Raw genomic sequence first — 22738 nt, forward strand, 5'->3', positions numbered from 1 at the left:
ATATGTGTCTTTCTAATGAGTTGTTTAAGCACTTTTCATTGTAGGTCATATGGAACTTTTTTTCTACACTCAAAAGGCTCTATAATCTCCATGGTGGATTTACCCACTACAGAAATTATAGAGCCTTTGTTATTGCTGATTTGAAAGTTTTTGATAGATATTGCTTGACATTGGCAGAAAATATGGTAAACTAATAGCGTAAACGATTGCAAAGGAGGTGGAGGTCATCTTAAAATCAGAACGAAAACGCCTGATTGCTGAGAAAATCGCTCAGGATGGAGTGGTGAGCTTAGAGAGTTTGGTTGATTTGCTGGCGACCTCTGAGTCTACGGTTCGCAGAGATTTGGATGAGCTGGAGATGGAAGGCAAGCTTCGTCGGATTCACGGCGGGGCGGAGAAAATCCAAACCTTACAGGAAGAGCTGACCAATCAGCAAAAATCTGTCAAAAACGTGCAAGATAAGCAACGCCTTGCCCGCTATGCCAAGACCTTGGTAGCTGATGGGGATGTGATTTTTATCGATTCTGGGACGACGACAGACTTGCTGGTCGAAGAGCTAAATCAGCAGGTGACGGTGGTGACCAACTCTATTCACCATGCGGTTAAGCTGGTGGATAGGGGCATAAGGACCATTATCATCGGTGGGGACATCAAGTCCTCAACGGATGCTTCTATCGGCCCTCTGGCATTGACCCAAATCCAAGGACTGAACTTTGACAAAGCCTTTCTGGGGATGAATGGCATTGACGATGGCTATCTGACCACGCCAGATATGGCTGAGGCAGCGGTCAAGTCCGCCATTATTGCCAATAGCCGCCAGACCTATATTTTGGCGGACAGCTCAAAATTGGGTGAGGTTTCCTTTGTCAAGGTGGCACCCGTGACGGCAGTGACGATTCTGACGACGACGACCGATAAAGCAATCCTTACACGACTAAAAACAGAAACGAGGGTGATTGACCTATGATTTATACGGTAACACTCAACCCTTCCATCGACTTTATCGTTCGGCTGGACAGCCTTGAGACAGGCAGTGTCAATCGTATGACCAGCGACGATAAGTATGTCGGTGGCAAGGGCATTAACGTCAGTCGCATTCTCCATAGCTTAGGCATAGAGAGTAAGGCGACAGGCTTTGTCGGTGGCTTTACGGGTGCTTTTATCCGTGATGGCTTGACAGCTGAGGGCATCGCTCACCAGTTTGTCACAGTGGCGGAGGACACCCGCATTAACGTCAAGATTAAGGCTGATATAGAGACGGAAATCAACGGGGCGGGATCTGTCATTTCCACGGAGAAGATGGCAGAGCTGGAAAGCCAGCTTGGTCAGCTGACGGCTGAGGATGTGGTCGTCTTTGCAGGCTCTGCACCTACCAGTCTGGGCAATCAAGTCTATAACCGCTTGATTCCACTGGTGCGCGAGACCGGTGCACAGGTGGTCTGTGACTTTGAAGGGCAGACCTTGCTGGACAGCTTGACCCATCAGCCTTTGCTTGTCAAGCCAAACAATCATGAGCTGGAAGCTATTTTTGGGGTGGAACTCAATGGTCTGGACGATGTTGAGCGCTATGCCCGTGAGATTTTGGCCAAGGGTGCTCAAAATGTGATTGTGTCCATGGCAGGCGACGGTGCGCTGCTCGTGACGCCAGAAGCGGCTTATTTCGCCAAGCCAATCAAGGGTGTGGTAAAAAACTCAGTCGGTGCAGGAGATTCCATGGTGGCTGGTTTTACAGGGAAGCTGGTTGAGACTGGTGACCCAGTTGAAGCCCTCAAATGGGGTGTCGCCTGTGGCACGGCAACAGCCTTCTCAGATGATTTGGCTGACATGAGCTTTATCACAGAAACTTATCAAAAAGTAGAGGTAGAAACACGATGAAACTTCAGGATTTACTGAACAAAAATGTCATGTTGCTGGACTTGCAAGCAACAACAAAGGAAGCAGCCATCAATGAGATGATTGCGAAATTGGTGGAACAAGGCGTGGTGACGGATGCGGACACCTTTAAGACAGGGATTATGAACCGTGAGGCGCAGATGACAACTGGTCTCGGTGATGGAATTGCCATGCCCCACAGCAAAAATGCTTCGGTTAAGGAGGCGACTGTCCTCTTTGCTAAGTCAAACAAGGGTGTGGACTATGCGTCGCTGGACGGTCAGCCAACGGACTTGTTCTTCATGATTGCAGCGCCAGAAGGGGCAAACGATACCCACTTGGCAGCTCTTGCAGACTTGTCTAAGTATTTATTGAAAGAGGGCTTTGCGGCAAAACTCCGTCAAGCAGGCTCAGCAGAAGAGGTAGTGGCAGCTTTCAACTCAGAAGAAGCCGCTGCGACAGCTTCAGCTGACAGCTCAGCACCAGCTAGCCAAGACTTTATCGTGGCAGTCACAGCTTGTACGACAGGGATTGCCCACACCTACATGGCAGAAGAGGCTCTTAAAAAAGTAGCGGCTGAGATGGGTGTTGGGATCAAGGTAGAAACCAACGGTGCCTCAGGTGTTGGTAACCGCTTGACCACTGAGGACATTGCTAATGCCAAAGGGGTTATCATCGCCGCAGATAAGGCAGTTGAGATGGACCGCTTTAACGGTAAACAACTGGTACAACGTCCAGTCGCAGACGGTATCAAGAAAACAGAAGAACTCATCAACATCATCTTAGATGGAAAGGCGGACACCTACGTGGCGAAAAATGACGGTCAAACAGCAGCGGCAGCTGCGCCAACTAGCCTTGGTGGTGCCTTCTATAAGCACCTCATGAGCGGGGTGTCTCAAATGCTCCCATTTGTTATCGGTGGCGGTATCATCATCGCCTTGGCCTTCTTGATTGACGGTGCGCTCGGTGTGCCACAGGATAGTCTGGGTAGCCTTGGTTCTTACAATGAATTGGCAGCTATGTTTATGAAAATCGGCGGGGCAGCCTTCGGCTTCATGTTGACACTGCTGGCTGGTTATATCGCTTACTCCATCGCTGAAAAACCAGGTCTAGTTGCTGGTTTCGTGGCAGGTGCCATTGCTAAAGACGGTCTGGCTATCGGTAAGATTGAATTTGGTGCAGCAGCAGAAGGTGCTGTACCAACAGCGGTATCATCAGGCTTCCTCGGTGCCCTTGTCGGTGGTTTCTTGGCTGGTGCGGTTGTCCTTGGTCTCAAGAAAGCCTTGGCAAACTTGCCAAAATCTCTGGAAGGGATTAAGTCAATCCTTCTCTACCCACTTCTTGGTGTCTTGATTACTGGTTTCCTCATGTACTTTGTCAATATTCCTATGGCGGCAATTAACGAAGGCATGAACAGCTTCTTGTCAGGTCTTGAAGGCAGCTCTGCTATTCTCCTCGGTCTTGTTCTTGGGGGCATGATGGCGGTCGATATGGGTGGTCCAGTCAACAAGGCGGCCTACGTCTTTGGTACAGGAACCTTGGCAGCGACTGTGGCCAACGGTGGTTCTGTAGCGATGGCAGCGGTTATGGCTGGCGGCATGGTGCCACCACTTGCGGTCTTTGTTGCCACTCTCCTTTACAAAAACAAGTTCACTGCTGAAGAACGTAACTCTGGTTTGACCAATATTGTGATGGGGTTGTCCTTCATTACAGAAGGAGCGATTCCGTTTGGTGCAGCTGACCCAGCGCGTGCTATTCCTAGCTTTGTAGCTGGTTCTGCTCTGGCGGGTGCCTTGGTCGGTCTGTCTGGTATCAAGCTCATGGCGCCACACGGCGGTATCTTCGTGATTGCTCTTACCAGCAATCCAGTGCTCTACATCGCCTTTATCCTCATCGGAGCTATTGTTTCAGGTATCCTTTACGGTGCTTTGCGTCAGGCAAAATAAGCGCTTAAACCTCGTCCTTGTGGCGGGGTTTTTATGTATTTGAAAAGATTATCAAAGCCATCAGATCTGACAGACAGGCTACAACTGCTACAAAAAAAGCTCACCAGTATCTGGGGAGAGCTTCATCAAGCCCTTTGCTTGTCCTACTAATGAATTAGTTTAGAAATAGTTGTAGTAGCGGTCCACTGTTTCCTTTTTATCTTCTTCATTTTTCTCGTTAAATCTTTTCTATCAAGCCATATAGCGATGTAACACCTGCATGATCACTGTCAGAAAAGCTATTTTGCTCTCCTTGTGGTATAATGAGACCATGAAGATTAGACCTGCAACCCCTGCGGACGCGGCAGCGCTTGTCGCCATTTACGCCCCTTATGTGACAGATACAGCAATCACCTTTGAAATTGAGGTGCCTAGCGCCAGCGATTTCGCCCAGCGAATCCATACCATTAGTCAGCAATTTCCCTATCTCGTCGCTGAAGGTACTGACGGTGCTTTGCTTGGATATGCCTACGCTAGTTCCTATAAGAATCGAGCAGCCTATGATTGGACGGTTGAGCTGTCGGTTTATGTTGACCAGACTGTGCGCCATCATGGCATTGGCAAAGCGCTTTACGATGAGCTTGAGCGCCAGCTTGTTGCAATGGGTATTGTCAATTTTTTGGCTTGCATTGCCCTACCTAACGAGCCTTCCATTGCTTTTCATCTAAAACGTGGTTATGAACAGGTTGCCCATTTTAAAGAAGTTGGCTACAAGTTTGACCAGTGGCACGACATCGTCTGGTTGCAAAAGCAGGTTTTGACAAATAAAAATCGTTGACAATTAGTAGTCAAAATGGTAGTAGTGACATCTTTCAGAATAAACCAAAGTTTTTGTCACGCACTACTCTGTTATTTTAGTTAACAACTGCTCCAGTACAGCCTTGTTGCTGATTTTTGCTCATCTTGTTCGCTACCGTAGCGAAAATCAGACATGTTCGTTTTTTTTTGCTAGAATAGAAGGAACAGAAGAAAAAGGAGGCGTCTTATGACCCATTACGATTTATTGGTTATCGGCTTTGGTAAGGCTGGTAAGACTCTGGCTGGCAAACTGTCAGCAGCTGGCAAAAAGGTGGCTCTGGTCGAGGAAAATTCGGCCATGTACGGTGGGACCTGCATTAACATCGGCTGTATCCCAACCAAGACCCTGATTGTGGCAGCTGAGAAAAACTGGGATTTTGCGCAAGCCATGTCCCAAAAAGAAACTGTTGTGACCCGTCTGCGTAACAAGAACGAGGCTGTTCTTAAAGGCGCAGGTGTTGACCTCTATAACGCCCGTGCCCGCTTTGTTGCAAACAAGACCGTGGAGCTGACGGCTGGCGAGGACAAGGAGCAATTGACGGCGGATATCATTGTAATCAACACAGGAGCTAAGTCCAATGTCCTGCCGATTCCTGGGCTTTTAGATACCGCCGGTGTTTATGACAGCACAGGTATCCAGCAGTTGAGTGAGCGTCCTGAACGTCTGGGTATCATTGGAGGTGGCAACATCGGTCTCGAGTTCGCTAGCCTTTACAGCAAACTGGGCAGCCAAGTAACTGTTTTTGATGCCGCACCGACCATTCTCGGTCGCGATGAGGAAGTGGTCGCTAAGTTGGCTAAGAGTTACCTAGAGGAAGACGGCGTTAGCTTCAAACTCGGTGTCTCGATTTCTGGGGTGAAAAATAGCGGAGCGACTGTCCTTGTAACCGCAGATGGGGAAGACTATGCTTTTGACGCTGTTCTCTATGCCACAGGTCGCAAGCCAGCTACTGAGGATTTGGGTCTTGAGAACACCGACATCGAACTGACTGAGCGTGGGGCAATCAAGGTTGATGACTACTGCGAGACAACGGTTAAAGATATCTACGCTGTCGGCGATGTCAATGGAGGTCTTCAGTTTACCTACACCTCGTTAGATGATTTCCGTATCGTCTTTGGCAAACTGACTGGCAATGGTGACTACAAACGCAGTGACCGTGGTCAGGTACCGACGACTGTCTTTATCGAACCAGCCCTGTCTCGTGTCGGCTTGACCGAAAAAGAGGCCATTGCTGCAGGCTACGAGGTCATCGCTAATGAATTGCCAGTCGCCAACATGCCACGTGCCCATGTCAACAACGATCTCCGTGGTATTTACAAGGTCGTCGTGGATAAAAAGACCAAGCTTATCCTGGGAGCAACCCTCTTTGGAGCTGGGTCTCAGGAGATTATTAACCTCCTGACCATGGCGATTGACAATAAGATTCCTTACACCTACATCAAGAACCAACTCTTCACTCATCCAACGATGGCTGAGAACTTGAACGATGTCTTTAATTTCTAAAAAAATGACCACCGACTGAGAAGTTGGTGGTTTTATGGTATAATAGGCTATGCTCATTAACAGAAAAAGTTACTTCTATCTCTTAATCCTGACTATTTTTCTCGGCTTATCATCCAGGAAGCTAGTGATTTTTCCAGCAGAACTGGGTGATGCCTTGTGGGCTGTTGCTGTTTATTTGGGTTATCGGCTGATTTTGATGTCAACCAGTCGTCGAACAACAGCTATTTTAGCGCTAGTCACTAGTTTTGTGGTGGAATGGTCCCAACTGTTGACGTGGGACTGGCTTCTTGCTATCAGACAGACGACACTAGGGCATTTGTTTTTAGGACAAGGCTTCCGCTTTTGGGATTTAGTCGCCTATGCTGTTGGCATTCTGGCTATTTTTCTGATTGATGATCGACTATTAAAAAAGGAGTGACGCGGTGATTACCCCAAAAATGGATCAATACTACGAGAAAATACGTGACAAGAAGCGACAAGATTATCGTCGCCTTAACTACCAAACCTTGGTTTATCCTGAATTGATTTTTATCGGGGATTCCATTACCGAATGGTTCCCCATTGAGCGTTTGATGAATATCAAACGTACCTGGGTTAATCGTGGTAGCGCAGCCTCAAACAGCCAGCACCTTCTGGATCATCTAGCAGTTCATGTGTTCGGCTCAGCAGTTCGTCAAGTGGTGCTTTTAATTGGGACTAACGATATTGGTTATGATTTGCCACGCGAAAAGACGCTTGCTAACGTTCGGGAGATGATTGGTCAGATTAGGGCGGATTACCCATTAGCGACAGTCTATCTGCTTGAAGTTTTACCAGTGAATGAGGATAAGGTCTATTATCATACCGTGGATAATCGGACAAATCAGGCTATCCAAGACCTGAATGCAGGCTATGCTGCCTTAGCAGACGACCTAGCGGGTGTGGAGTTGGTCAACACTTACCACTCTTTCCTGAATGAAGCCGGTCAACTTGCCCCTGATTTAACAAAAGATGGACTACATCTCAGTGAAGCAGGCTATGTTCTCTTAGCGGAGATCCTACAGCAGGTGATTTAACTGAAGGATTGTGGTATAATGAGAAACGCATTTATTCTAGTCAGAAGGAAGTGTAGCAGCCATGCGCATAAAAATCCATCTCAAGTGTAGCCAGTGTGGCAGTAAAAATTACCTGACCAGTAAAAATAAAACCACTCATCCAGAAAAAATTCAAGTGACAAAATACTGTCCCAAAGAGAGAAAAGTGACCTTACATCTTGAATGTTAAGTGAAAATGTGTTAGAATGGTCAAGATGATAGTGGAGGACACACGAGATGTATAGCATTTTACTCACCATTTTACTTGTTTTATCTGGGCTCTTAGTGGTCGCAATTTTTATGCAACCGCAGAAAAACCCAAGCAGCAACGTTTTCGATAGCAGTGGTTCAGAAGCTCTCTTTGAGCGGACAAAGGCACGTGGATTTGAAGCATTTATGCAACGTTTCACGGGAATTTTGGTCTTTTTCTGGATGGCCATTGCCTTGGTGCTAGCTATTTTATCAAGTAAATAGTCAAGTGAGCTTGTGACGGTTGTCCCAAGCTCTTTTATTGCTTTGAAAATAGCAGAGCGATGTCCTCTACTGGTTTAAACCTCCCCTGACAGAACAATCAGACGGTGTGGTCTGTGAAAAAAAGGATACATGCTATCAAACAAAAGGATTAAAGGAAATGAAAGAACAATTACTAACTTATTTACAGGAGCATGGCAAGTCCAGTGTCCATCAGCTCGCTGAAGGTCTCGATATGGCGACCTCGGCAGGCTTTCGTGACCTGGTCAAGACCATCTCCAAACTAGAAAGCCAAGGGCGACTTACCTTCGATGACCAAGGGAACATTGCCCTAAACACTAAGAAACCAAAGAGACAGGACATCACCCTCACAGGGATTTTCCGTGCCAATAAGGCAGGTTTTGGTTTTGTTAGTGTCGATGAGGCAGAAAATGACCTTTTTGTCGGTCGTAACGATGTCGGCCATGCCTTGGATGGTGATACCGTTGAGGTTGCTATCACCAAGGTTGGTGACCGCCTCAAAGGCACGGCTGCTGAAGTCCGTGTGGTCAAGGTGGTCAAGCGTGCGCTCACAACCGTGGTTGGCAAGGTGATACTCGACAATCAACAGCCAGACTACATCGGCTACATGACCAACAAAAACCAGAAAATCCAGCAACGGATTTACCTCAAGCCAACCTCATTGGTGCTTGAGGGGTCAGAGATTGTCAAGATTGCTATCGAGACTTATCCTAGTCGCCAAAATGATTATTTTGTAGCGAGCATTCGTGACATTATCGGGCACGAGGGGGATGTTGGGATTGATGTCTTAGAGGTGCTAGAGAGCATGGATATTGTGTCCGAGTTCCCAGCAGCTGCACTGGCGGAGGCCGACGCTTTGCCAGATGTGCCGCAAGAGAAGGACTATGTTGGTCGGGTCGATTTGCGTCAGGAACTGACCTTTACCATTGACGGGGCGGATGCTAAGGACTTGGACGATGCCGTTCACATCAAGCGGTTGGACAACGGCAACTTCGAGCTGGGGGTTCACATCGCTGATGTGTCCTATTATGTGACTGAAGGGTCCGAGCTGAACAAGGAAGCACTCAAGCGGGGGATATCAGTCTATGTGACTGACCGAGTGGTTCCCATGCTACCAGAACGCCTGTCTAACGGCATCTGTTCCCTCAACCCGCAGGTGGATCGCCTGACCCAGTCGGCCATCATGGAGATTGACCGTCAGGGGCGCGTGGTTGATTATCAGATCTGCCAGTCAGTCATCAAGACCACCTACCGCATGACCTACACCGACGTTAATGGCATGTTGGCGGGTGATGAGGCTCTTTTGGAGCAGTATCACTTGATTGCTGCGGCGGTTAGGGACATGGCAGAGCTACATAGGATTCTCAAGCAGATGAGGGAGCGTCGGGGTAGTCTCAACTTTGATACCAGAGAGAGTAAGATTCTCGTTGACGAGAAGGGTCTGCCTCTTGATGTTGTTGTCAGGGAACGTGGGGTTGCTGAGCGCTTGATTGAGTCCTTCATGCTTGCAGCTAATGAATGCGTGGCTCAGCACTTCAATAAGCTCAACCTGCCTTTCATCTATCGGATTCACGAGGAGCCAAAGGCAGAAAAGTTACAGAAATTCATCGACTATGCTAGCCTTTTTGGGGTTCAGGTTCGAGGTACTGCCAGCAAGATTTCGCAAGAAGCCCTGCAAGATGTTATGAAGCATATCGAGGGGCAGCCAGGCAGCGATGTGTTATCCATGATGCTGTTGCGCTCTATGCAGCAGGCGAGGTACTCGGCGCACAACCACGGCCATTATGGGTTGGCAGCAGCCTTTTACACCCACTTTACCAGCCCTATTCGCCGTTACCCTGACCTCTTGGTGCATCGGTTAATCAGAGAGTACGGTCATTTGACGGCTGAACAAGTGGAGCATTTTGAGCAAATCATTCCTGAAATTGCCAGCCAATCATCGGCTTTAGAGCGTCGCGCCATCGATGCAGAGCGAGTGGTTGAAGCCATGAAGAAAGCTGAGTACATGGAAAAACATGTGGGCGAAGACTTTGAAGGTATCATCTCCAGCGTGGTTAAGTTTGGTCTCTTCGTCGAGTTGCCAAATACCATCGAAGGTCTGATTCATGTGACCAATCTACCAGAGTACTATCACTACAATGAAAGGACGCTCAGTCTTCATGGGGAAAAATCTGGCGTGGTCTTCCGTGTTGGTCAGCCCATCAGGGTCAAACTGACCAGGGCGGACAAGGAGACGGGTGATATTGACTTTGACTACCTGCCGAGCGACCTAGATGTTAGGGAAAAGCCAGCGAAGTCAGACAGAACTAGCCGTGCTAGACGGCAGCATAAAAAGCGTCACGAGGACAAGGGAAGCGACAGCAAGTCTCATCGCCTGCGGTCAGGTAAGGCTGTCATTTCCCAAAAAGAAAGAGAGCAGAAGAAGGGCAAAAAGCTCAAGGACAAGGCTAAGAAAGGATCAAAGCATGGCAAAGGGGCAGGGAAATGTCGTCGCGCAAAATAAGAAGGCACGGCATGATTACACGATTGTAGAGACCTATGAGGCAGGGTTGGTGCTGACAGGGACGGAGATTAAGAGTGTCCGTGCGGCGCGGATTCAGCTCAAGGATGGCTATGTGCAGATCAAGCGAGGAGAGGCTTGGCTGGTCAATGTGCATATCAGCCCCTTTGAGCAGGGCAATATCTGGAACACCGACCCTGAGCGTACCCGCAAGCTCCTCCTCAAGCGCAAGGAAATCGCGAAGCTGGAGCAGGAGGTCAAGGGCACAGGCATGACCATCGTACCGCTCAAGGTCTATCTCAAGGATGGCTTTGCTAAGCTCTTGATCGGTCTGGCCAAAGGGAAACATGACTACGACAAGCGTGAGTCCATCAAGCGTCGTGATCAGAACAGGGATATCAAGCGCACCATGAAGAACTTTAATGGACGATAAACACAACCCTCTGACCTTTGTCAGAGGGTTGCTCTTTTGTGAGGAAAAATGTTCAGCTAATCAAAGCCCAAAGATCAGCAAGACTATTCCAAGCAATATGCATCACGATAGGGATGTAGATGTTCTTACTGTAGCGATAAGCCATAGATAGGGCTAAACTAGGTATCAGATAAAAGATAAAGGCTATCCACGACCATGAATAGCCGATAAAATGGAAGGCTGAAAAGAAAGAAGCTGACAATAAGACATCGAGGTAATGACGTGAGTTTTTGAAATAAGCATCCATAAAACCGGCACGACAGATGAGTTCTTCTAGGATGGGACCGATGATATTATAATTTAAAATGAGCAAGGCTTGTGCCAAGGGGACGAAACTCAAAAAGCTCAATTCTTTCTGAAAACTACTGGTTCCACCATAGTTTATCAGTGATTTTATAGGGAGACGGAGTAACTGAGCACAGACAAAGAGTAAGAGAGCTATCATCACCTGTTGCTTGGTCACGCGCCAGTGATGGAAAAGCTCTTTTTGAAAATGTTTGAGGATAAAAACATAGCTTGCCAGTAGGATTAGCGTGGCAAAAAAGTTAACGATAGAAACATTTGTGATGCCAAAACTATTTTTTCTGTATAAGATAACGACGTACTCATAGCAACGATATAGGATGACCATCAAGATTGGATAGCTCAATCGCTTGAGGTGTTGTTTGATGTCAGAAGATGGTGCCATTAGGGAGTTCTCCGTTTGATTTTTTCCTCATAACTATCAGGTGACATGACGCGACCGCCCCGCCACAGGCAAATGGGTCAATAACCGCAACTCCACCGCTAATATTGAGTAATTCTTTTTCGGTTAATGGTTTCCTTGTTTGAGTTTTCATCTAACAAATTCTCCTTAAAAATTGCTATTGTTACCACTGGCCAGTGATGTTCTGAGTATAGCAATATCAGGGAATTTTTGACGGCTAATTCCTAAACAGTCATCGAAACGTCCAGAATGGTTAGTTTTAACAATATTTTACCATCATTTTATCACCCGATAGTAATGTCGTCAAGAATGATTTAATTGTGTTGAAAACTAACTCTTGTTCAATAAGTTTTCTGAGTAGAAGGAAATTAAAAAATAGTGTATGATAGAAAACGTGTGTAGAAAGGAGGGGTTATGCCCTATATGTTATTTGCCTTGGCAGCCTTTATCGGGGGGATTGTTCAAGGAACGACAGGTTTTGGAGCAGGTGTTATCAGTATGCTTGTTTTGCCCTATCTGTTGCCTTTGCCAGAAGCAGCTGGGGTCTCTGGTGCGATTGCCATTTGGATTTGTGGGATGATTTTCTATCGTTATCGACAGCATGTTAATTGGAGCAATATCTGGGTGATTGTCGCCGTTTATATCATGGCGAGTTTGACCGCTATCCAGATGGCGCCAAGGCTTAATACGACTAGTCTAAAACTAGCTTTCGGTGTCTTTTTAATCGTGTTGGCCCTTTATTTTTTGCTGGTTAAGGATAATCTTGTCATAACACCTAACCTGATGACTAAGGTCATTGTGGGTGGGCTATCTGGTCTGAGTGATGGCTTTTTTGGGATTGGCGGTCCGCTGATGGTTGTGCTGTACCTAGCCTTTTCTAAAAGTCGTGAAGAATATCTCGCGACCTTGCAGTTATCTTTTGTACTGGTTAGCGCAGTCAATTTAGTGCTTCGGTTGCAACAAGGCATTCTGGATTCGTCTCACCTGCCTTTTATCGTTCTGGGTCTCTTAGCCATGACAGGAGGCTTGCAGATTGCCCATCGTCTTAACGAGCGATTAAACCCTAATCATTTGCGACAAGCCACTTATTGGCTGATTGCTTGTTCTGGAATCCTGACTGTGGTGACGACCTTATGGAACTAATAACTCTTCGTCAATGGTTAACCATGCTATGGCTAGTTTGGAACATAGCGGTCGGTTTAGTTTATATTTGGGACAAGTACCGTGCCATCAGAGGAGAATGGCGCATGTCTGAAAAAACGCTATTAACTATAACATCTATCTACGGTGGTACAGGTGCCTACGTGGCTGCTCTGCTCTGTCACCATAAAACAAAAAAATGGTATTTCCACTTGGCATGGTGGTTAGGTATCGTCTTAAGTATAGGCACTTTTTATCTTGTTTTCCGCTATTTTTAAAACGATTGCTTGGCTGTGGGCAATCGTCCCTTTTTTTGTTATAATGGTTTTATGGAAAAATCTCAAAAAATTGCTAATTACCAGCTTATGCTGGCACAAGCTGAAGCGCTGTTTGCTCAAGAAACCAATGCTTTAGCTAATCTTTCAAATGCTTCAGCCTTAATCAATCAGACCTTACCGAACTCCGTTTTTACAGGTTTTTACCTGTTTGATGGGCAAGAATTGATTTTAGGCCCTTTCCAAGGCAAGGTGTCTTGTGTTCATATCGCTCTGGGGAAAGGAGTCTGCGGTGAGTCTGCTGAAAAACGTGAGACCATGATTGTACCAAATGTCAAGGAGCATGCTAATTACATCGCTTGTGATTCAGCTGCCATGTCTGAAATCGTCGTGCCGATGGTTAAAAATGGTCAGCTCATCGGAGTGCTGGATTTGGATAGCCATGTCATTGGTGACTACGATGACGTTGACCAAAACTACCTAGAGCAGTTTGTGGATCTGCTATTAACCAAGACCCGCTTTAATTTTGACATGTTTGGAGCTGACTAATGTATCAAGCCCTATACCGCAAATACCGTAGCCAAACCTTTGACGAGATGGTTGGTCAAGAAGTTATCGCCAAGACCCTCAAGCAGGCAGTGGCGACGGGCAAGATTAGCCATGCCTACCTCTTTTCAGGTCCTCGAGGAACAGGTAAAACCTCCGCTGCCAAGATTTTTGCCAAGGCCATGAACTGTCCCAATCAGGTGGACGGTGAACCTTGTAACGCCTGCGACCTCTGTCAAGATATTACTAGAGGTGCCTTAGAAGATGTCATTGAAATCGATGCTGCTTCTAACAATGGGGTCGATGAAATCCGTGACATCAGAGACAAGTCGACCTATGCCCCCAGCCGAGCTAAGTATAAGGTTTACATCATCGACGAGGTGCACATGCTCTCGACAGGGGCATTTAATGCCTTGCTCAAGACCCTAGAAGAGCCGACAGATAATGTGGTCTTTATCCTTGCGACCACGGAACTTCACAAGATTCCAGCAACAATCCTGTCGCGTGTCCAGCGCTTTGAGTTCAAGAGCATCAAGCCTGCGGCTATCCGAGAGCATCTAGCCCATGTCCTCGACCAAGAACAGATCACCTATGACGAACAAGCTCTAGCTATTATTTCCAAGCAGGCACAAGGTGGGATGCGTGACGCCTTATCTATCCTTGATCAGGCGCTTAGTTTATCAGATGGAACCCAGCTAACGACAAGTGTTGTAGAGGATATCACAGGAACGATTGCCCTGACCGCTTTATCGGCTTATTTTGGTGCTATAGCAGAGCAGGACAGCTTGTCTGCCTTGACGCATTTGCAGACCATCTTTGATAGTGGGAAGAGCATGGGTCGCTTTGCGACTGATTTGCTGACCTACATGCGAGACCTCTTAATCGCTCAGCATGGAGGTGAAGTTGATGGATTAGGAGATCAGGATCACCTTGCCTTACCTGCAGAGCAGCTCTTTACCATGATTGACATTGTGACGAGGAGCTTGTCCGAGATAAAATCAGGCAGTCATCCCAAATTATACGCTGAAATGATGACCATCAAATTGGCTAATCCAGCACAGGAAACAACTCTGCCTGATGATGTGGCTCAACAGCTTAGCAGCTTGAAGCATCAGCTCACAGAGCTCAAGACCTTACTAGCTAGTCTCCAGCAACAACCAAGTGGCTCTGCTATTTCCCAAAAGAAAGCAGCACCAATCAAAAATGCCTACAAGCTGGACAAACGTAAGGTTTTGGAGATTATGGCAGAGACTGTGCAGGAAGCTCAGCAGTCACGCGCCTATCTGGATGCTCTTAAGGGGGCCTGGAATGAGATTTTAGACAGCATTTCACCGCAGGACAGAGCCTTATTGCTTGGTTCTGAACCTGTTTTAGCCAACGCAGAAAATGCGCTCCTAGCATTTGAAACGGCCTTTAGTGCCGAGCAGGTCATGAAGCGAGGCGATCTGAACACTATTTTTGGCAATATCATGAGTCAAGCAGCTGGTTTCTCTCCAAATATTATGGCGGTGACCAAGGCTGATTTCAAGCTGCTTCGGACAGAGTTTGCTAGACAGCATCGGTCCAACGACCAGCCAGCAGAAGAAGTGTCTCAAGAAGCACCAGTTGTCCCAGAAGCTTTTCAATTTCTAGCAGAGAAGATTGAATGGGTAGATGATTAAATCGTCAAAAGAGGTCCTATCGAAACGTATAATTTTCGATAGGACCTCTTTGTGATCAATTGTTTAGGTTGATGGTTAAGCGATTTTAGATGGTTAGTGCGGGTTTAGGTTTAAGAAAAATAAGGGTTGAACCGTTTTTCATTTCCTATCGTCGTGTTCATGCCGTGTCCAGGGTAGACCGTATAGTGGTCAGGCAGGGTAAAGAGCTGTTCGCGAATCCCTGTCAGGAGCGCTTGATGATCGCTGGTTGGCAAGTCTGTTCGTCCGATAGTCCCCTTGAAGAGAGCATCACCTGTAATAACTATTTCGTCTTGGTCAAAGACAAAAGAGACACCTCCGATAGAATGCCCTGGAGTTGGTCGCACAGTAAACTCAAACCCCGCCAGTTGATAGGTTTGGTGAAGCACGAAGATTTTCTCTGCTGGCTGGATGACCACATCGGCCATATCATCATGGCGTGCTAATCCAGAAAGATTAGCAACAGGCGTATAGAGCCAGCTGGCCTCATGTTCTGACACATAGACAGGCGGATGGTTAAATTTTTCGCGGATAATGTCCACGCTCATGATGTGGTCATAATGGGTATGAGTCAAGAGAATGGCTGCAACAGGTTTGTCAATATTGGTCAAAGTGTCTATAATTTTTTGGCTATCACTACCTGGGTCAATGACCAGGACAGCCTGATCGTTAATGAGAAAGTAGGTATTTTCACTAGCAACAGCGTTGATGGTTTTTAAAATTTTCATAAGACCAGTATAGCAAAAAACCTTATATTTTGCATGAATTCAGGACAAAAAATAACACATCTGGTCAAAAAAATTATAAAATAGTCATGAAAGGAGTTTAGAGATGACAACAGATATTTTTTCTGCTATTGAAAAAGGTGCACTGTTATTAGATGTTCGTCCAGCATCTGCCTATGCAGCTGGGCACATCAAGGGTAGTCAGAGCGCTCCCTTGGAGGATTTAGCGACAACTGACTTGCCAGAGGACAAGGAGCAGCCAATCTATGTGCACTGCCGCTTAGGGATTAAGTCTAAAGAAGCCAAAAGCCTTTTGGAAGAAAAGGGCTACACCAACGTGGTCGATTTAGGCTCTATCGATGATATGGTTGCACGTGGCTTTGATTACCAAGAGTTTGGGCAATAGCAGAGCTGATTACACTGAGGTGACATCATCTCAGTTTTTTGGTTGCTTAGATAGCTCTGCCATGTTATCATAGAAGAAAGTATAACCAATAGGAGGGCTTATGGAAACACCGAGCCGTGTGGGACTTTTTGTCCATCTTTATTATAATCGTGATAGCCGAAAACTTAATAAGTACGGTGATTTTCACTACCATTCTAAGAAATGTCGCTATGTCCTCATCTATGTACCATCAGATGACATCGAGGCTGTGATGACAGAGCTCAAGGCTCTGAAATTTGTCAAGAGTGTCCAACCGTCCTATCTGGATGACATTGACCGCCAATTTGTTGGTAATCTGACTGCTCATGAACTGGTCTAGTGACCGAGTGCTTGATAGTGGTTAGTCCATTTTCACTTTGACTGGAAGAATTGAAAATTTCAAAGAAAACCCTTGACAAAAGCAGTCACTTTATTAGATAATAGAAGAAAGAAAACGCTTTTAATATTTTCAAGGAGGTTTGCGATGCAAATTATTAAACGAAATGGTCAGTTAGCTGACTTTGACCCAGATAAGATTTATCAAGCCATCATTAAAGCCGCACGAACAGTCTATGTGATTGATGATACTTGGCGTGAAAATTTGGCTGAAGTAACTAAGAAAGTCGTCATTGATTTGCATGAGGCACAGGTTGAGCGTCCAACAATTTCGATGATTCAATCAATGGTTGAATATCGCCTTTTAGAAGCTGGCTACCTCAATATCGCAGAGCACTATATCTCTTATCGTTTGCAACGCGATTTGGAGCGTAATGGCTATGGTGATTTAATTAGTGTCCATCTAAAATTTGATCAGATTAGATAATCTTTCAACGATTGACCATCTACTCAGAGCCTGTATTCACAACTGATGTGCTTTGACTTGAACTTGATTTTAGTCCTTATCCGCAAGCGTTCTTACCAAATATTGGCAATGAGAACTGATGAGCGTTCGGGCTAAACGGCAAACAAGTCTAGCAAATATCCGTTAGAATGCAGGTTTTTATGCTATAATAAAAAGTATCAATTGGGAGGTGTTCTGGTGAACTATTTATCGGTTAGCGACTTAACCAAGTATTTAAAACTAAAGTTTGACCGTGATCCTTACTTGGAACGGGTTTATTTGACTGGTCAAGTGTCTAACTTTCGTAGACGGCCAACTCACCAGTATTTTTCCCTAAAAGATGACAAGGCTGTGATTCAAGCCACCATGTGGGCTGGTATTTATAAATCACTGGGTTTCGCTCTAGAAGAAGGCATGAAGCTCAATGTTGTTGGTCGTATCCAACTTTATGAACCTGGCGGTAGTTACTCTATTGTCATCGAAAAAGCTGATCCAGATGGCATTGGTGCCCTAGCTGTTGCTTTTGAACAGTTGAAAAAGCGGCTGGGAGAAGCAGGCTATTTTGATGACCGCCATAAACAAGCTCTGCCTCAGTTTGTCAGCAAAATCGGTGTTATTACAAGCCCCAGTGGGGCAGTGATTAAGGACATCATCACCACAGTTAGTCGCCGTTTCCCAGGTGTTGAGATTTTACTATTTCCGACTAAAGTTCAAGGAGATGGGGCTGCTCATGAAGTCGCAACGAACATCCGCTTAGCAAATCAGCGCACTGACCTTGATTTGTTGATTGTTGGGCGAGGCGGTGGCTCAATTGAAGACTTATGGGCTTTTAACGAAGAACTGGTCGTCGAAGCGATTTTTGAATCTCGCCTGCCCATTATCTCCAGTGTCGGTCATGAAACGGATACCACTTTAGCAGATTTTGTGGCGGACAAGCGTGCAGCAACACCAACAGCTGCTGCTGAGCTGGCCACGCCTGTGACCAAGGCTGATGTCGTCGCTTTTGTCAAGGACAGGCAATTACGACTATATCAGGCCGTGCAACGGCGTTTGACTTATCAACAGGAGCGTGTGGCAAAGCTGAATCAGTCGGTAATTTTTCGCCAGCCTGAGCGACTTTATGATAGCTATTTACAGCGTTTGGACAAGTTGCTGACGACCTTAACACATCATTTTAAAGGACGAGTGATGGACGTAGGTGCTTCTCGCCAGCTACTGCACCAGCGTTTGTTGAGTCAAGACCTGGCAGGAACAGTTGAACGAAGAGCTGAGCAAGTGCTCAGTTACCAGCACCGACTAGTTCAACACATGAAACATCAGATTGCGGTCTGCCAAGCTGATGTTGAGCAATATGAGACAAGGCTTCTGTCTCTAGATACGGATCGTATCTTGAAACGAGGCTTTGCCCTCATCCAAAAAGAAGACATCATCACACCATCAGTGCAAGGTATTAAGGTTGGTGATGAGTTGACCATTACACTACAAGATGGGCAATTAGACGTGGAGGTTAAAAATGTCAAAGAAACCAACATTTGAAGAAAATTTGCAGGCCTTAGAGGCGATAGTCAACCGCTTGGAAAATGGTGACGTTCCCCTAGAAGAAGCCTTGAGTGAGTTCCAAAAAGGAATTGGACTATCGAAAACCCTACAACAAACGCTAGCTGAGGCGGAGCAAACGCTGGTTAAGGTGATGCAAGCTGACGGCAGTGAAAAGGATTTAGATTAGATGAAGCATATTGATGGCATCACCAAAGCCTTAGCCGCTTACTATGCTCAATCGCCAGTAGCCAAACGCCTTAACGAGGCTATTTACTATTCTATCGATAGCGGTGGTAAACGTCTTCGCCCTGTCTTGCTCTTGCAACTGTTAGAAGGTTTCGGCGTGTTGTTGACAGATGCCCATTATCAGGTGGCTGCTGGTCTTGAAATGATTCATACAGGTAGTTTGATTCACGATGATTTGCCTGCCATGGATAACGATGACTACCGTCGTGGTCGCTTGACCAACCATAAGCAGTTCGACGAAGCTACAGCGATTTTAGCAGGTGATAGCTTGTTTTTAGACCCGTTTGGTCTGATTGCCAGGGCTGATTTGCCAGCTCAAGTACGACTAAACTTAATCGCTGAGCTGTCGGAAGCTGTGGGCACCTATGGCATGGTGGGTGGTCAGATGCTCGATATGATGGGAGAAGGTCGTCAGTTGACAGTCACTGAACTAAAAACGATTCATGCTAACAAGACGGGCAAGTTGCTTGCTTTCCCTTTCCTTGCCGCTGGGATAATCGCTGAGCTGGACAGTTTATCAATCGCTGATTTGCGTTTAGCAGGCGAACTGGTTGGTTTAGCTTTCCAAGTTCGTGATGATATTTTGGACGTGACAGCTAGCTTTGAAGAGTTAGGAAAGACACCACAAAAAGACTTATCAGCTCAAAAATCAACTTATCCAAGACTGTTAGGTCTAAATGAGTCCTATGACCTTCTCAATGATTGTTTGGATCAAGCGCTAGCTATTTTCCAAAAACTAGAGCGAGACGAGGATGTGGACTTAAGAAAAGTCCGAGACATGATAGAAAGGTTGCGACTTCATGGCTAAAGAACGTGTTGACGTGCTTGCCTATAAGCAAGGGCTTTTTGAGACAAGGGAGCAGGCCAAACGTGGCGTGATGGCTGGTCTAGTGGTTGCTGTGATGAACGGGCAACGCTATGACAAACCTGGTGAGAAGATTGATGAAGCAACGGAACTCAAATTAAAAGGCGAGCGCTTGAAGTATGTTAGTCGTGGTGGGCTAAAGCTGGAGAAGGCGCTGTCTGCTTTTGGATTATCTGTTCTTGACCAAATTGGTCTTGATATTGGGGCTTCAACAGGTGGGTTTACAGACGTTATGCTACAAGCGGGTGCAAAGTCCGTTTATGCTGTTGATGTCGGTACTAATCAACTGGCTTGGAAGTTGCGACAAGACCCACGTGTCCTATCCATGGAACAATACAATTTTCGCTACGCCAGCTTGGCAGATTTTACACATGGTCAGCCGACAGTGGCATCGATTGATGTGAGCTTTATTTCCTTAGCCCTTATACTGCCAGCCTTACATGAGATTTTAGCTGATGGTGGGCAAGTAGTGGCCTTAATCAAACCGCAATTTGAGGCTGGGCGAGAATTTATTGGGAAAAATGGTATTGTTAAAGATCAGGCTGTCCATGAACGGGTCATATATGAGGTGGTAGACAGGTCAGTCCAGTTAGGTTTTTCAGTTCTGAACCTTGATTTCTCTCCTATTCAAGGAGGTCAAGGCAATATTGAGTTTTTAGCTCACCTTGAAAAATCTCCTGCTCCTCAATCATTAGTGCTAGAAAAAATTGTAAGAGTTGTTCAAAATGCTCATGATACCTTTAAACGCGAGAGCAGCGATCATTAAACTAACCCAACCAATCTTACCGATTGTGAACGATAAACTCAGAAGGAGAACTGATGCTACAGGAAATTGCGATTAAAAACTTTGCGATTATCGAAGCGATTCGCCTGACCTTTGATAAGGGGATGACGGTCCTGACTGGTGAAACAGGTGCCGGCAAATCAATTATCATTGATGCCATGAACATGATGCTGGGTAGTCGCGCCAGTCACGATGTGGTTCGCCACGGTCAACTAAAAGCAGAAATCGAAGGGTTATTTTCTGTCAATTATAGCAGTTCTTTGACTCAGTTGCTGACGGATAACGGGATTGATCCAACTGAGGAGTTGATTATTCGCCGAGAGATTTCTGCTAATGGGCGATCAGTCAGTCGTGTTAATGGTCAGTTGGTCAATTTATCAACCTTGAAAGCTATTGGTGAACATTTGGTTGATATTCATGGTCAACATGATCAAGAAGAGCTGATGCGTCCTCAGCACCATATCAGGTTATTAGATAGCTTTGGTGAGCAAGCATTTTGGAACTTGAAAAAAGCGTATCAGGCAAGCTTTGACAGTTATCGCAAAAAGCGCAAGCATTTACTTACTATCAAAAAAAATCAACAGGAGCATCGGGAGCGAATCGAGATGTTGGAGTTCCAGCTTGCAGAGCTAGAAGCAGCCGAACTAAAATCTGGTGAAGACCAAGACTTGCTAGCGGAGCGGGAACGCTTGCTGAACCATAAAACCATCGCAGATACGCTGGTTAATGTCTATGCCTTACTAGATAACGAGGATTTTTCCAGCCTGTCCAATATTCGTTCAGCTATGAATGACCTCCAGACCATTGAAGACTATGATGCAACCTATCAGGAATTCTCCCAACAACTCACCGAGAGTTACTATGGTTTAGAGGAGATTACTAGGCGTTTAGGTGCTACCATTGATGATTTGGAGTTTGATGGTGAGCGCTTGATGATGGTCGAGAATCGTCTTGACGTGATTCATAGCATGACAAAAAAATATGGTGGCACAGTTGATGATGTTTTGATTTATTTTGAGCAAATTAGCAAAGAATATGCGCTCTTAACAGGAGATGATTTTTCGTTTGAAGATTTGGAAAAGGAACTGAAAATCATTGAACGTGACCTTGTCAATCAAGTGAAAGAGCTTTCTACAGCTAGACACCAGCTTGCTGAACAGTTAGAAGAGGATATTCATCAAGAGTTAAAAGACCTTTACATGGAAAAGGCGCGTTTTCAGGTACGTTTCACCAGCTCAAAATTTAGCTGTGAGGGAAATGAGACTGTCGAGTTCTACATTTCAACCAACCCAGGTGAAGAATTTAAGCCTTTAGTCAAGGTGGCTTCAGGAGGCGAATTATCTCGGTTGATGCTGGCTGTTAAGTCTGCTTTTGCTAGACGTGAAGATAAAACAGCTATTGTTTTTGACGAGGTGGATACGGGTGTTTCCGGTCGTGTTGGTCAAGCAATTGCACAAAAAATTTATAAAATTGGCAACCACGGTCAGATTCTAGCCATCTCTCACTTGCCACAAGTTATTGCTATCGCGGATTATCAATTCTTCATTCAAAAACAAAGCGATGAAAAGAGTACCGTGTCTACAGTTCGCCTCTTGACAACAGATGAACGGGTGGAAGAAATTGCAAAAATGCTAGCTGGGGAAAACGTCACAGAGACAGCTAGACAGCAAGCCCGAGAATTACTTGGTATCTAGGTAAAAAATCATAAAAAAGTTAAAAAATCTATCATTTTTTTACAAGAGTTTTCGAATAACTTATTAGGAAGAGATTTCCAAACTATTTTAAGGAGGCTGACCATGTCAGAATTTACATTTGAGATTACAGAGAGATTGCTTGTCCTATCGACCAACGATAAAGGATGGAGTAAGGAGCTCAACCGAGTGAGTTTTAACGGTGCTGAGCCTAAATTTGATATCCGGATGTGGAACGAAGACCACACCAAGATGGGCAAGGGCATCACCTTCACCAACGAGGAATTTAAAACCATTCTGGACGCTTTCCGACCAGGGTATTAAAAACATGAATTATCCCTAGACCTTGAGGGACATGTTGTCGAAAGGATTTGGAACTATGCTAATAGAACCAGATCCTTTTACTATTTGTCAATCAATTGCATGAAAGCATTTTAAGATGATTTCTTAGTCGTTAAAAAGGCTCTTTGTCAACTGTAGTGGGTTGACCCACTTAACACCGAGAGAGGACAGTTCTTGTCTTCTCTCGTTTTATGTTTATGGCAATGAAAATGCGAGTTTTGTCTTTTCAAAGTTTCTGA

The 22738-nt window shown here is 45.7% G+C and carries 27 protein-coding genes; 24 read left to right on the plus strand and 3 right to left on the minus strand.

Annotated features, from left to right (window positions below; all coding sequences use genetic code 11):
• The first annotated feature begins 226 nt into the window (after positions 1-226).
• The 11 genes from ACERC5_RS07825 (at position 227) to smpB (ending at position 10657) form a co-directional block, all read left to right on the plus strand.
• Entirely contained in the window at positions 227-967 is a 741-nt protein-coding gene (locus tag ACERC5_RS07825) for a DeoR/GlpR family DNA-binding transcription regulator (RefSeq protein ID WP_373659354.1), read from the plus strand.
• Positions 964-1875: a 1-phosphofructokinase gene (gene pfkB, locus ACERC5_RS07830; protein ID WP_373660525.1), complete on the plus strand. Its 912-nt coding sequence runs from the start codon at positions 964-966 to the stop codon at positions 1873-1875. The genes ACERC5_RS07825 and pfkB overlap by 4 nt, the downstream gene beginning before the upstream one ends.
• Positions 1872-3818 (plus strand): fructose-specific PTS transporter subunit EIIC, encoded by a 1947-nt coding sequence (locus tag ACERC5_RS07835; RefSeq protein WP_373659349.1) that lies wholly within the window; start codon positions 1872-1874, stop codon positions 3816-3818. Before pfkB ends, ACERC5_RS07835 begins: the two co-directional genes overlap by 4 nt.
• Before the next feature lie 310 nt (positions 3819-4128).
• Positions 4129-4635 carry an N-acetyltransferase family protein gene (locus tag ACERC5_RS07840; protein ID WP_373659348.1) on the plus strand — a complete coding sequence of 169 codons (507 nt, stop codon included), beginning with the start codon at positions 4129-4131 and terminating at the stop codon, positions 4633-4635.
• 207 nt (positions 4636-4842) lie between these two features.
• The gene (locus tag ACERC5_RS07845; RefSeq protein WP_373659347.1) at positions 4843-6159 is read left to right on the plus strand and encodes an FAD-containing oxidoreductase; all 1317 of its coding nucleotides are present in this window, start codon (positions 4843-4845) and stop codon (positions 6157-6159) included.
• A gap of 124 nt (positions 6160-6283) precedes the next feature.
• A complete protein-coding gene (locus tag ACERC5_RS07850; protein ID WP_373659346.1) occupies positions 6284-6577 on the plus strand; it encodes a DUF2809 domain-containing protein in 294 nt (97 codons plus the stop codon).
• 4 nt (positions 6578-6581) lie between these two features.
• Positions 6582-7214, plus strand: coding sequence for a GDSL-type esterase/lipase family protein (locus ACERC5_RS07855; protein ID WP_373659344.1), 633 nt, complete (start codon positions 6582-6584; stop codon positions 7212-7214).
• Between the two features lie 61 nt (positions 7215-7275).
• Positions 7276-7422 carry a 50S ribosomal protein L33 gene (gene rpmG, locus ACERC5_RS07860; RefSeq protein ID WP_083907116.1) on the plus strand — a complete coding sequence of 49 codons (147 nt, stop codon included), beginning with the start codon at positions 7276-7278 and terminating at the stop codon, positions 7420-7422.
• 47 nt (positions 7423-7469) lie between these two features.
• Positions 7470-7706, plus strand: a complete 237-nt coding sequence (secG, locus tag ACERC5_RS07865; RefSeq protein ID WP_373659343.1) for a preprotein translocase subunit SecG — start codon at positions 7470-7472, stop codon at positions 7704-7706.
• Positions 7707-7863: 157 nt separating this feature from the next.
• Positions 7864-10227, plus strand: coding sequence for a ribonuclease R (gene rnr, locus ACERC5_RS07870; protein WP_373659342.1), 2364 nt, complete (start codon positions 7864-7866; stop codon positions 10225-10227).
• On the plus strand, positions 10190-10657 hold the full coding sequence (smpB, locus tag ACERC5_RS07875) for an SsrA-binding protein SmpB (protein WP_373659341.1): 468 nt from the start codon (positions 10190-10192) through the stop codon (positions 10655-10657). Before rnr ends, smpB begins: the two co-directional genes overlap by 38 nt.
• A gap of 52 nt (positions 10658-10709) precedes the next feature.
• On the opposite strand, the gene ACERC5_RS07880 is transcribed toward smpB, so the two are convergent.
• Together ACERC5_RS07880 and ACERC5_RS07885 are read right to left on the minus strand one after the other, a co-directional pair.
• Positions 10710-11384 carry a lysostaphin resistance A-like protein gene (locus ACERC5_RS07880; RefSeq protein ID WP_373660526.1) on the minus strand — a complete coding sequence of 225 codons (675 nt, stop codon included), beginning with the start codon at positions 11382-11384 and terminating at the stop codon, positions 10710-10712.
• Entirely contained in the window at positions 11368-11535 is a 168-nt protein-coding gene (locus ACERC5_RS07885) for a hypothetical protein (protein ID WP_373659339.1), read from the minus strand. The genes ACERC5_RS07880 and ACERC5_RS07885 overlap by 17 nt, the downstream gene beginning before the upstream one ends.
• Before the next feature lie 281 nt (positions 11536-11816).
• On the opposite strand from ACERC5_RS07885, the gene ACERC5_RS07890 reads away from it, so the two are divergent.
• The 4 genes from ACERC5_RS07890 to dnaX are packed head-to-tail and all read left to right on the plus strand — an operon-like array spanning position 11817 to position 15024.
• Positions 11817-12545 (plus strand): sulfite exporter TauE/SafE family protein, encoded by a 729-nt coding sequence (locus ACERC5_RS07890; protein WP_373659337.1) that lies wholly within the window; start codon positions 11817-11819, stop codon positions 12543-12545.
• Positions 12536-12820: a DUF1294 domain-containing protein gene (locus tag ACERC5_RS07895; RefSeq protein WP_373659336.1), complete on the plus strand. Its 285-nt coding sequence runs from the start codon at positions 12536-12538 to the stop codon at positions 12818-12820. The genes ACERC5_RS07890 and ACERC5_RS07895 overlap by 10 nt, the downstream gene beginning before the upstream one ends.
• A 51-nt stretch (positions 12821-12871) precedes the next feature.
• Entirely contained in the window at positions 12872-13366 is a 495-nt protein-coding gene (locus tag ACERC5_RS07900) for a GAF domain-containing protein (RefSeq protein ID WP_373659335.1), read from the plus strand.
• Entirely contained in the window at positions 13366-15024 is a 1659-nt protein-coding gene (dnaX, locus tag ACERC5_RS07905) for a DNA polymerase III subunit gamma/tau (protein WP_373659334.1), read from the plus strand. The genes ACERC5_RS07900 and dnaX overlap by 1 nt, the downstream gene beginning before the upstream one ends.
• Before the next feature lie 110 nt (positions 15025-15134).
• Here the strand turns inward: dnaX and ACERC5_RS07910 are convergent, their stop codons facing one another.
• A complete protein-coding gene (locus ACERC5_RS07910) occupies positions 15135-15770 on the minus strand; it encodes an MBL fold metallo-hydrolase (protein ID WP_373659332.1) in 636 nt (211 codons plus the stop codon).
• Between the two features lie 103 nt (positions 15771-15873).
• Here ACERC5_RS07910 and ACERC5_RS07915 point away from each other — a divergent pair, with 103 nt between their 5' ends.
• The 9 genes from ACERC5_RS07915 to ACERC5_RS07955 all read left to right on the plus strand — a co-directional run bounded on the left by ACERC5_RS07915 (position 15874) and on the right by ACERC5_RS07955 (position 22481).
• On the plus strand, positions 15874-16173 hold the full coding sequence (locus tag ACERC5_RS07915) for a rhodanese-like domain-containing protein (RefSeq protein WP_373659331.1): 300 nt from the start codon (positions 15874-15876) through the stop codon (positions 16171-16173).
• A 100-nt stretch (positions 16174-16273) separates the two neighbouring features.
• Entirely contained in the window at positions 16274-16531 is a 258-nt protein-coding gene (locus ACERC5_RS07920) for a DUF2129 domain-containing protein (protein WP_373659330.1), read from the plus strand.
• A gap of 144 nt (positions 16532-16675) precedes the next feature.
• Entirely contained in the window at positions 16676-17014 is a 339-nt protein-coding gene (locus tag ACERC5_RS07925) for an ATP cone domain-containing protein (protein WP_018368267.1), read from the plus strand.
• Between the two features lie 213 nt (positions 17015-17227).
• The gene (gene xseA, locus ACERC5_RS07930) at positions 17228-18568 is read left to right on the plus strand and encodes an exodeoxyribonuclease VII large subunit (RefSeq protein ID WP_373659353.1); all 1341 of its coding nucleotides are present in this window, start codon (positions 17228-17230) and stop codon (positions 18566-18568) included.
• The gene (locus ACERC5_RS07935; protein ID WP_018368269.1) at positions 18546-18758 is read left to right on the plus strand and encodes an exodeoxyribonuclease VII small subunit; all 213 of its coding nucleotides are present in this window, start codon (positions 18546-18548) and stop codon (positions 18756-18758) included. The genes xseA and ACERC5_RS07935 overlap by 23 nt, the downstream gene beginning before the upstream one ends.
• Entirely contained in the window at positions 18759-19625 is an 867-nt protein-coding gene (locus ACERC5_RS07940; protein ID WP_373659329.1) for a polyprenyl synthetase family protein, read from the plus strand.
• Entirely contained in the window at positions 19618-20448 is an 831-nt protein-coding gene (locus ACERC5_RS07945; RefSeq protein ID WP_373659327.1) for a TlyA family RNA methyltransferase, read from the plus strand. The genes ACERC5_RS07940 and ACERC5_RS07945 overlap by 8 nt, the downstream gene beginning before the upstream one ends.
• A 53-nt stretch (positions 20449-20501) precedes the next feature.
• Positions 20502-22160 carry a DNA repair protein RecN gene (recN, locus tag ACERC5_RS07950; RefSeq protein ID WP_373659326.1) on the plus strand — a complete coding sequence of 553 codons (1659 nt, stop codon included), beginning with the start codon at positions 20502-20504 and terminating at the stop codon, positions 22158-22160.
• A 102-nt stretch (positions 22161-22262) separates the two neighbouring features.
• Complete coding sequence (locus ACERC5_RS07955) at positions 22263-22481, plus strand: YdbC family protein (RefSeq protein ID WP_018368273.1); 219 nt, start codon at positions 22263-22265, stop codon at positions 22479-22481.
• The last annotated feature ends 257 nt before the right edge of the window (positions 22482-22738 follow it).

Source organism: Streptococcus sp. E24BD (assembly GCF_041807825.1).
Taxonomy (GTDB): domain Bacteria; phylum Bacillota; class Bacilli; order Lactobacillales; family Streptococcaceae; genus Streptococcus; species Streptococcus entericus.